The organism is Azospirillum sp. B4 (genome assembly GCF_000333275.1).
In the GTDB taxonomy this organism is placed as follows: Bacteria; Pseudomonadota; Alphaproteobacteria; order Azospirillales; family Azospirillaceae; genus Nitrospirillum.
In genome coordinates this window covers 1-8,265 of the sequence record NZ_BACU01000618.1, presented here as the reverse complement: position 1 = coordinate 8,265, position 8,265 = coordinate 1, and the positions used below count along the sequence as shown (strand labels likewise).

General features: G+C 69.3%; 12 protein-coding genes. 7 read left to right on the top strand and 5 right to left on the bottom strand.

Annotated elements, in window-relative coordinates; genetic code table 11:
* Positions 1–97: 97 nt before the first annotated feature.
* Both I55_RS27605 and I55_RS27600 read right to left on the bottom strand, forming a co-directional pair.
* Complete coding sequence (locus I55_RS27605) at positions 98–373, bottom strand: type II toxin-antitoxin system RelE/ParE family toxin (RefSeq protein ID WP_044563950.1); 276 nt, start codon at positions 371–373, stop codon at positions 98–100.
* Positions 370–639 carry a hypothetical protein gene (locus tag I55_RS27600; protein WP_148294013.1) on the bottom strand — a complete coding sequence of 90 codons (270 nt, stop codon included), beginning with the start codon at positions 637–639 and terminating at the stop codon, positions 370–372. The genes I55_RS27605 and I55_RS27600 overlap by 4 nt, the downstream gene beginning before the upstream one ends.
* 37 nt (positions 640–676) lie before the next feature.
* On the opposite strand from I55_RS27600, the gene I55_RS27595 reads away from it, so the two are divergent.
* From I55_RS27595 to I55_RS27585, 3 genes are all read left to right on the top strand, one after another.
* Entirely contained in the window at positions 677–2,920 is a 2,244-nt protein-coding gene (locus I55_RS27595) for a molybdopterin-dependent oxidoreductase (RefSeq protein ID WP_044563948.1), read from the top strand.
* Between the two features lie 61 nt (positions 2,921–2,981).
* Positions 2,982–3,206 (top strand): AbrB/MazE/SpoVT family DNA-binding domain-containing protein, encoded by a 225-nt coding sequence (locus I55_RS27590; RefSeq protein WP_044563947.1) that lies wholly within the window; start codon positions 2,982–2,984, stop codon positions 3,204–3,206.
* Complete coding sequence (locus I55_RS27585; RefSeq protein ID WP_044563946.1) at positions 3,203–3,595, top strand: type II toxin-antitoxin system death-on-curing family toxin; 393 nt, start codon at positions 3,203–3,205, stop codon at positions 3,593–3,595. Before I55_RS27590 ends, I55_RS27585 begins: the two co-directional genes overlap by 4 nt.
* 10 nt (positions 3,596–3,605) lie before the next feature.
* On the opposite strand, the gene I55_RS27580 is transcribed toward I55_RS27585, so the two are convergent.
* The gene (locus I55_RS27580) at positions 3,606–3,989 is read right to left on the bottom strand and encodes a thiol-disulfide oxidoreductase DCC family protein (RefSeq protein ID WP_199902749.1); all 384 of its coding nucleotides are present in this window, start codon (positions 3,987–3,989) and stop codon (positions 3,606–3,608) included.
* Positions 3,990–4,138: 149 nt separating this feature from the next.
* On the opposite strand from I55_RS27580, the gene I55_RS27575 reads away from it, so the two are divergent.
* From I55_RS27575 to I55_RS27565, 3 genes are all read left to right on the top strand, one after another.
* Positions 4,139–4,765: a LysE family translocator gene (locus I55_RS27575; RefSeq protein WP_044563944.1), complete on the top strand. Its 627-nt coding sequence runs from the start codon at positions 4,139–4,141 to the stop codon at positions 4,763–4,765.
* 31 nt (positions 4,766–4,796) lie between these two features.
* A complete protein-coding gene (locus tag I55_RS27570) occupies positions 4,797–5,408 on the top strand; it encodes a hypothetical protein (RefSeq protein ID WP_044563943.1) in 612 nt (203 codons plus the stop codon).
* Between the two features lie 162 nt (positions 5,409–5,570).
* A complete protein-coding gene (locus I55_RS27565; protein WP_049974560.1) occupies positions 5,571–6,476 on the top strand; it encodes a LysR family transcriptional regulator in 906 nt (301 codons plus the stop codon).
* Positions 6,477–6,591: 115 nt separating this feature from the next.
* Here the strand turns inward: I55_RS27565 and I55_RS27560 are convergent, their stop codons facing one another.
* Positions 6,592–7,512: an AraC family transcriptional regulator gene (locus tag I55_RS27560; protein WP_252181341.1), complete on the bottom strand. Its 921-nt coding sequence runs from the start codon at positions 7,510–7,512 to the stop codon at positions 6,592–6,594.
* Here I55_RS27560 and I55_RS27555 point away from each other — a divergent pair.
* Positions 7,499–7,906: a DUF2000 family protein gene (locus I55_RS27555; protein ID WP_044563942.1), complete on the top strand. Its 408-nt coding sequence runs from the start codon at positions 7,499–7,501 to the stop codon at positions 7,904–7,906. The genes I55_RS27560 and I55_RS27555 overlap by 14 nt on opposite strands.
* Positions 7,907–7,937: 31 nt before the next feature.
* Here the strand turns inward: I55_RS27555 and I55_RS27550 are convergent.
* A partial coding sequence (locus I55_RS27550; protein WP_211100323.1) for a hypothetical protein occupies positions 7,938–8,265 on the bottom strand: 328 nt, incomplete at its 5' end.

Sequence of the window (8,265 nt, the reverse complement as noted above, 5' to 3'; positions counted from 1 at the left end):
GCCCAACCTGTCGTCCCTGGCGCTGGACGCGGGTGACCCGCTGGATCCGTGAGGCCAGGTTCGCATGCGCCCGGTTCTATGGACCGGGCGCTCCGTTTCAAAGGCGATCCTGAGCGCCGTGCCAGATGCGCAGGATATGCACATCGCCGTTCGCATTGATTTCGTAGACGATGATGTAGGGTCGATAGACGACCAATTCCCGCGTCCTCGCGACCCTTCCGGGCCGTCCACGGCGCGGAAAATCCATCAGGCTTTCGCCGGCAATAAAGAGTGCGCGGGCGACTTGGCCAGCGGCTACCGGGTTGTCGTGGGCGATGTAGTCGGTGATGCGGACGATATCGTCGAGGGCGTCTTCACGCCAAATGACGTTCACAAATCACGCGCCACGGGTGGCGGGGCATCGAAACGCCCCTCCGCCAATTCCCGCAGCCAGACCCGCATTTCCTCATGCGGAACCCCGCGCTTATTGGCACGCGCCTTCTCGACCGCCGCCGTTAGGGCGGCCAATTCAGCGGCGGCTTCGTCTTCACCGTCCGGGATGGTGGGGGCAAGATTGCTCATCACCGTAAGATGGGCTGGAACCTTCTTGATGTCGAGGGGCCAGTGGATGCCGCCGCTGGACAGCCGCCCCGCCGCCACCGATAGTTGGGTGTAGAATAATCTGGGAGGCCCGTCCGTGACTGCTACCGAAACCGTCGCCCATCGCATCTGCCCGTTGTGCGAGGCCTGCTGCGGGCTGGAGGTCACGCTGGCGGACGGCGCCGTCACCCGCATCCGGGGGCATGAGGCCGACGTTTTCAGCCACGGCTTCATCTGCCCCAAGGGCGTGGCGCTGAAGGATCTGCACGAGGATCCGGACAGGCTGCGCACGCCGCTGATCAAGCGCGACGGCCGCTTCGTCGAGGCGACGTATGGGGAGGCGTTCGCGGAGATCGAGCGTCGGCTGACGCCCCTGCTGGAAACCCACGGCCGCGACGCGGCGGCCACCTACGTCGGCAACCCCGCCGCCCACAAGATGGGGCTGCTGCTCTACACGCCCGTGCTGAGCCGCGCGCTGGGCACGCGCAACATCTATTCCGCCTCCACCCTGGACCAGATGCCCAAGCAGCTGTCGTCGGGCCTGATGTTCGGCCACTGGCTGAGCATCCCGGTGCCGGACATCGAACGCGCGAAGCTGCTGGTCATCCTGGGCGGCAACCCCATGGCCTCCAACGGCAGCCTGTGGACGGTGCCGGATTTCCGTGGCAAAGCCCAGGCCCTGAAGGCGCGCGGCGGCCGGCTGGTGGTGATCGATCCCCGGCGGACGGAGACGGCGGCCCTGGCCGATGAGCACCACTTCATCCGCCCGGGCAGCGATGTCTTCCTGCTGGCGGCGCTGGTCCATACCCTGTTCGCCGAGGATCTGGTGCGCCTTGGCCGGCTGGCAGACCATGTGGCGGGGGTGGAGGCGTTGCGCGCCGCCGTCGCGTCCTTCACGCCGGAGCGGGCGGCCGCCCACACCGCCATCCCGGCCGACACCATCCGTGGCCTGGCCCGCGCCCTGGCGGCGGAAAGCCCGGCGGCGCTGTACGGCCGCATCGGCACCTGCACCCAGGAGTTCGGCACCCTGGCCAGCTGGCTGGTCGATGCCGTCAACGTCCTGACCGGCAACCTGGACGTGCCCGGCGGCGCCATGTTCCCCAAGGCAGCCGCCTTCGCCGCCAACACGGTGGGTGCCGGCGGCAAGGGCCGGGGCGTGCCGCTGGGCCGCCGCCGCTCCCGTGTTTCCGGTGCGCCGGAAGTCTATGGTGAGCTGCCGGTGGGCTGCCTGGCGGAGGAGATCGAGACGCCCGGCCTGGGTCAGGTGCGGGCCCTGTTCACGGTGGCCGGCAACCCGGTGCTGTCCTCCCCCAACGGCGAACGCCTGGCCCGCGCGCTGGAAGGGCTGGACCTGATGGTCAGCGTCGACATCTACCTGAATGAGACGACGCGCCACGCCGACGTCATCCTGCCCGGCGTGTCGCCCTTCCAGGACAGCCACTACGACGTGGCCTTCCCCCAGCTCTCCTACCGCAACCACGCCCGTTACAGCCCGGCCCTATTGCCCCGGCCGCAGGGTGTCATGGCGGAATGGCAGGTGCTGCTGAAGCTGGCCGCCATCGCGGAAGGCAAGGGGGCCGATGCCGACGTGGCCGCCCTGGACGACGCCATGGTGGCGGCGGAGGTGGGGCGCTGGGCGGGCGAGCATACGGCCGCCGTCCTGGCCGCCGTCTCCCGCTGGACGGGACCGGAACGCCTGCTGGACCTGGCGCTCCGCGCCGGTCCCTACGGCGATGGCTTCGGCCGCAAGCCGGGCGGCCTGACCTTGGCCGCCGTGAAGGACAGCGTGGGCGGCATCGACCTGGGCGCCCTGCAACCCCGCGTTCCGGAGGTGCTGCGCACCCCTTCCGGCCGAATCGAGCTGGCGCCCGAGGTGCTGGTGGCGGACCTGGCGCGGGCGGAGGGGCTGCTGGACCAGGCGGCGCCCGAGCTGGTGATCATCGGCCGGCGCGACCTGCGCTCCAACAACAGCTGGATGCACAACCTGCCGGTCCTGGCCAAGGGGCCGTTCCGCTGCACCGTCCTGGTGCACCCGGACGACGCCCGCCGCCACGGCGTGGTCCACGGCGGCCAGGCCCGCCTGTCCCGCGCCGGCAAGTCCATCGAGGTGCCGGTGGCGGTGAGCGCCGACATGATGCCCGGCGTCGTCAGCCTGCCCCACGGCTGGGGCCACGACACCGAGGGCGCCCGCCTGGGCCTGGCCAGCCAGCGCCCCGGCGCCAACCTGAACGCCCTGCTGGACGAAAACCTGCGCGATCCCCTGTCCGGCAACGCCGTGCTGAGCGGCGTGGCCGTGACCCTGGAACCTGTGCCGCTGCCGGCGATCCAGGCGGCGGAGTAGGAGGCGTTGACGTAAGAACGCTCGTTATTACATAATAATGGAGCGATGAAGGAGCGCGCCCATGCACACCACCAAACTGACCAAGGTCGGGAACTCCACGGGGATCACCATCCCCCGCGATGTGCTGACGGAAGCGCACCTGGATCGGGGGGACGAGGTGACGCTGTCAGTGCGCGACGGGCGTATTGAGATCGCCAAATCCAACGATGACTACAGCAAAGCCATGGAGGCGGGCCGGGCGTTTTCCACCCGATACCGCCGCGCCATGGCGGTGCTGGCCAAGTGACGGGACTGGTTCTCCCGCCTATCGAAGCGATTATCGACCTGCATACGGAACTGCTGGCGGAGCATGGTGGTGCGCCGGGCTTGCGCGATCGCGGGGCGTTGGAGGCGTCGCTGGCCCGCGCCCATCAGATCATTGCCTACGCCGAGAGCTCGGTGACGGTGTTCGATTTGGCGGCGGCGGTGTGCGTCAGCATCCTGCGCCACCATCCGTTCGTGGATGGCAACAAGCGGGCCGGATTCGTCGCCCTGGGTACGACCCTCATCCTGAACGGGCTTTTCCTGGATGTGAGCGAGCGGCAGGCCGCTGACGTGATCCAGTCCGTCGCCGCTGGCGAACTGTCGGAAGAGGCGTTCCGCCGGTGGGTGGCCGACAATAGCGTCGAAGGGTGAACCACACCGATCACCAATGCCCCCTCCGCCGGTTCCAGGCGTACAGCACATCGGCGAAGCGGTCGTAGGCGAGGCGGGTGAGGGGGCGCGTCAGGCGGTTGCCCAGCAAGGCCGCCAACCAGGCGTCGCCGGGGGTGTGGCGCCAGATGGCGATGGCGCAGTCGCCGCCCACCAGCAGGCGGCCATCGGCGTCGATCCCGTGCAGGCGGCGGCGCACGGCTTCCACGTCGGCGCCGAAGCGGGCCAGGGCGTCGGGTTCCAGGTTGATGTCGCGGAAGGCGATGACGCCGGCGCGGGCGGCCCGCACCAGGCGGTTGGTCTGCCAATTGATGCCGGCGTCACAGACGGGGCATTTGGTGTTGTACCAGACCGTGAGGCGGGGGGCGTCGGCCAAGGTCATCCTCGAAGACGGTCGCGGGCTGCGCGCAGTATAGCGGCCGCCCGTTATCTGGATAGGCCGCGATCTGGACAGTGGCTGGAAATCCAAAAGTCTGGAAGGATCAGCGGTTGAGGATCACCCCCTGACCGCTTGAGACCGCGCGCATGCTGCCCCTGGAAACGCTGCTGACCTTCATCACCGCCGCCACCATCCTGGCCTTCGCGCCGGGGCCGGACAATCTGTTCGTGCTGACGCTGTCGGCGGCGCGGGGCTGGCGCGCCGGGGTGGCGGTGACCCTGGGCCTGTGCAGCGGGCTGGTGGTGCACACCACCGCCGTGGCCCTGGGCGTGGCCGTCATTTTCCAGCAGTCGCAGTTGGCCTTCACCCTGCTGAAGATCGCGGGCGCCGCCTATCTGGTCTATCTGGCCTACAAGGCCTTCCGCGCCCCGGCGGAGGCGCTGGGCGGGGCCAGGGCGGGGGCGGACCGGCCGCTGGCCCTGTATAGCCGGGGCATCGTCATGAATGTCACCAATCCCAAGGTGGCCATTTTCTTCCTGGCCTTCCTGCCGCAGTTCGCCTCGCCCGACCGGGGCGGCGTGACCACGCAGATCTTCCTGCTGGGGGCGGTGTTCGCCGCCGTGGCCCTGGTCTGCTTCTCCGCCATCGCCGTCCTGGCGGGGGGCCTGAACCGCTGGCTGGCGCGGTCCAGCCGCGCGCAGCTGATCCTGAACCGCATCGCCGGCGTCGTCTTCGTCGGCCTGGCCATCAAACTGGCGACGGCCCAGCGCTGAGCCGTCCGCCGCCACTGCCAAGGGGGCATCCATGGGGCTGGAGGCATTGTGTCATGGGGAATGGACCACCGGGTCCGATCGCGGGGCGGGTGAGGTCAAGGCCCTGCTGGAAAGCCGGGAGCTGATCCTGCGGGGGGAGTTGCGGCGCACCATCGCGCTCGCCGCCGTGACCGCCGTGGCGGTGGTGGGCGACGATCTGGTCGTGACCATGCCGGACGGGCGCCTAACTCTGGCCCTTGGCGCTGACATCGCCACGCGCTGGGCCCGGAAGATGACCACGCCGCCGCCCAGCCTGGCGCAGAAGTTGGGCGTGGGCCCGGCCACGCCGGCTCTGGTCATCGGCGCGGTGGAGGATCCCGCCCTGGTGGAGGCCCTGGCCGGCGCCACCGCCACCACGGCGGCCGAGGCGCGCATCGCCCTGGCCGTGGTTGGCGACACGGACGGGCTGGAGCGGGCGGTGGCCGCCCATGGCGATCTCGCGCCCGGCGCCGCCCTGTGGATCATCCACGGCAAGGGACCCAAGGCCACCTTCGGCGAAGGACCGGTGCGGGCCTGGATGCGGGCGGCGGGTTTCAAGGACACCAAAATCAGCGCCGTCTCCGACACGCTGTCGGCCACCCGCTATAATGCCGCATCCAGGTGACGCCATGACGCTGGCGTGGTATTGCAACCCGTAGGATAGTTACCACTTGAAGCGTACCAAAGAAGGGGTGCCCCGTCTCGCGGGAGCGCGCCTTTTTCCATTCCGGCCCTTTGGGGCCGGGTGAGCGCACTCAAGCTCATCCGGTATCATCGGCGGTTCCCCATGAAGATCCACCAGTTGAAGGCGTTCGTGGCGGTCGCCGATTGCCACAGTTTCAATGAGGCGGCGCGCCTTCTGTCCGTCAGCCAGCCGGCGGTGGCCAAGACCATCCGCGAGCTTGAGGTGTGGGCCGGACGCCAGCTGGTCATCCGCAGCCCCCGGGGCACGCAACTGACGCCGGACGGCGTGGCGCTGCTGCGGCGTGCGCGGGGCATTCTGGACCAGGTGGCGCGAGCGGAGCATGAGTTCGCCGGCACCGGCCCGCGGGACCATGTCAGCCTGGGCCTCACCACCTCGGCCAGCATGGCCGCGACCCCCATCCTTGTGGACTTCAAGGCGCGCAACCCCGACATCGGCTGCACCGTGCTGGGTGGTTCCCGCCGGCCGCTGGTCGAGAAGCTGTATAACCACACCGTGGACCTGGTGATCGCCACCCTGCCGGATAACCTGGAGGAGATGGGGACCGGCCTGCGGTTCGAGCCGCTGCTGCGCCTGCCCACGGTGCTGACCGTGACCAAGGGCGACCCGCTGGAAAATGCGCGCTCCCTGGCCGATCTCATCCAGGCGGAGTGGCTGTTCGCGGAGTCGGAGCAGAGCTTCGACTTCAACTTCCGCACGGCCTTCGCGGAGGCTGGCATGGACCGCCTGCCGTCCTTCACCCGTTGCGAGTCAACCTTCCTGATGCTGGCGCTGGCGGCCCGGCCCAACACCGTCACCGTGTGGACGGGCCCCGCGCCCAGCGCCGTGACGCCACAGCTGAAGATGCTGGGGTCGGACATCAGCAGCCTGCACCTGAAGGAAAAGCTGCCGGCCATCACCGTGTGCGTCGTTCATCGCTCCGACCTCATCATCACGCCGGCCATCCAGCGCCTGCTGGACCAGGTGCGCCGCCTGAAGGACGCTGCCTGAAGGACCAGGACACGCTGGACGCCGAGCCGGACGCGCCCGTGTCGCCCCTTGGCTGATCCCGCGAATCGCTGCGGGGCCGGCGGTCGCCAGCCTCTGACCGCTCAGCGCCCGGACTTCAGGCGGCGGGACCGACCAGGGTAGCCCATCGCCCGGGCGTCATGCCGTAGGCCTTCTTGAAGTGGCGGTTCAGGTGGCTCTGGTCGGCGAAGCCGGTGGCGGCCGCCACCTCCGCCAAAGGTTCGCCCGCCGTGATCATGCCGCGCGCGTGCTGCAGGCGGCGCATCAGCAGGAAGCGGTGCGGGCTGGTGGCGAACAGGGCGCGGAAATGGCGGGCCAGGGCATAGCGGTCCAGGCCGGTGATGGCCTCCAGATCCTCCGACCGCACCGGCGCCAGGGCGTTGGCCGCCAGATAGTCGCGGGCCCGGTGGACCTGGCGCTGGGCCAGGAGGCCCAGCGGCTTGGCGCGGGTGCCGGCATGGTGGGCCAGGCCGCGGGCGATGCGCGTCAGCAGGTCGTCCACCTCCAGGTCCTCCAGCCCCTCGTCCAGGGAACACAGCGCCATGGCCAGGGCTTGGCGCAGGTCGGCATCGGCCAGCACCGGCTGGCCCACGAAGGGCAGGGCGGCGCCCTGTTGTCCGTCCGCGTCCAGGCACCGGCGCAGCAGCGATGGCTCCAGATACAGCATGCGGTAACGCAAGGTGTCTTCCGTGCCGGCGCCGCCGTCATGCTCCTCATCCGGATGCAGGACGATGACGTTGCCGGGCAGGCTGTGGCGCTGCCGCCCCCGGTAGCGGAAGGTCTGGACGCCGTGCAGGGTGACACCCAGGCCATAGGTGTCGTGGCGGTGGGGGCTGAAGGCCTCGCCACGGAAGCGGGCCTCGATACGCTCGATGCCCGGGAAGGCGGGGGCGGCGGTGATGCCGTCGTTCTGGATACCCGCAGGTTTGCACGAACGTTCAAGACCGGCGCCGGGCCGGCGCCCAAGATCCGGGGCCTCGTCCGGCCGTAAGGAGCCCGTCTTGATGTTCGATACCAAAATCGCCCTCGTCCTGCGCGAAGACCTGGCCGCCTGGCAGGCGCTGAACGTGACCGCCTTCCTGACCAGCGGCATCGTCGGCCAATTCCCGGAGATCATCGGCGAAGCCTACCGCGACCGTTCCGGCACCGTCTACAACCCCCTGTCGGTGCAGCCGGTGATCGTGCTGGCGGCCGACGCAGAAACCCTGGCCGTCATCCACCGCCGCACCCTGGAACGCTCCCTGCGCATCTCCCTCTACATCGAGGAGATGTTCCGCACTGGCCACGACACCGCCAACCGCGCCGTCTTCGCCGACTTCGGGCCCGAGGACGCGCGGGTGGTGGGCCTGGGCCTGCGGGCGGACAAGAAACTGGTGGACAAGGTTACCAAGGGCGCGCGGATGCATCCGTGAGGGGCCGCCGCGTCGGCATAGGGGAAACCGGCTATTTGGGCACCATCATGGGTACGTCGGGGCCGACCGAGAGCCGCTGCACCGTTCCGACCAGCACCACGTGGGGCAGATCGAAGCTGACCCAGGCGCCGTCGATGTTTTTTAGCTCCGGCAGGGGCGTCTGCTGGGCCTTGCCATCGGCTGTGATGCGGTACAGCCCGTCGATGCCGGACGCGACCAGGGCGTCGCCCTCCACCATCAGACTGTAGAACGGGACGGTGTCGTGACCCCCGTGCAAACCTTTGGGGTAATGAAAGGATTTTGGAAAAGGGGACGCGCCACGCCATCGCACACCGCCATGAGCGGCCGACGGCGCGAAG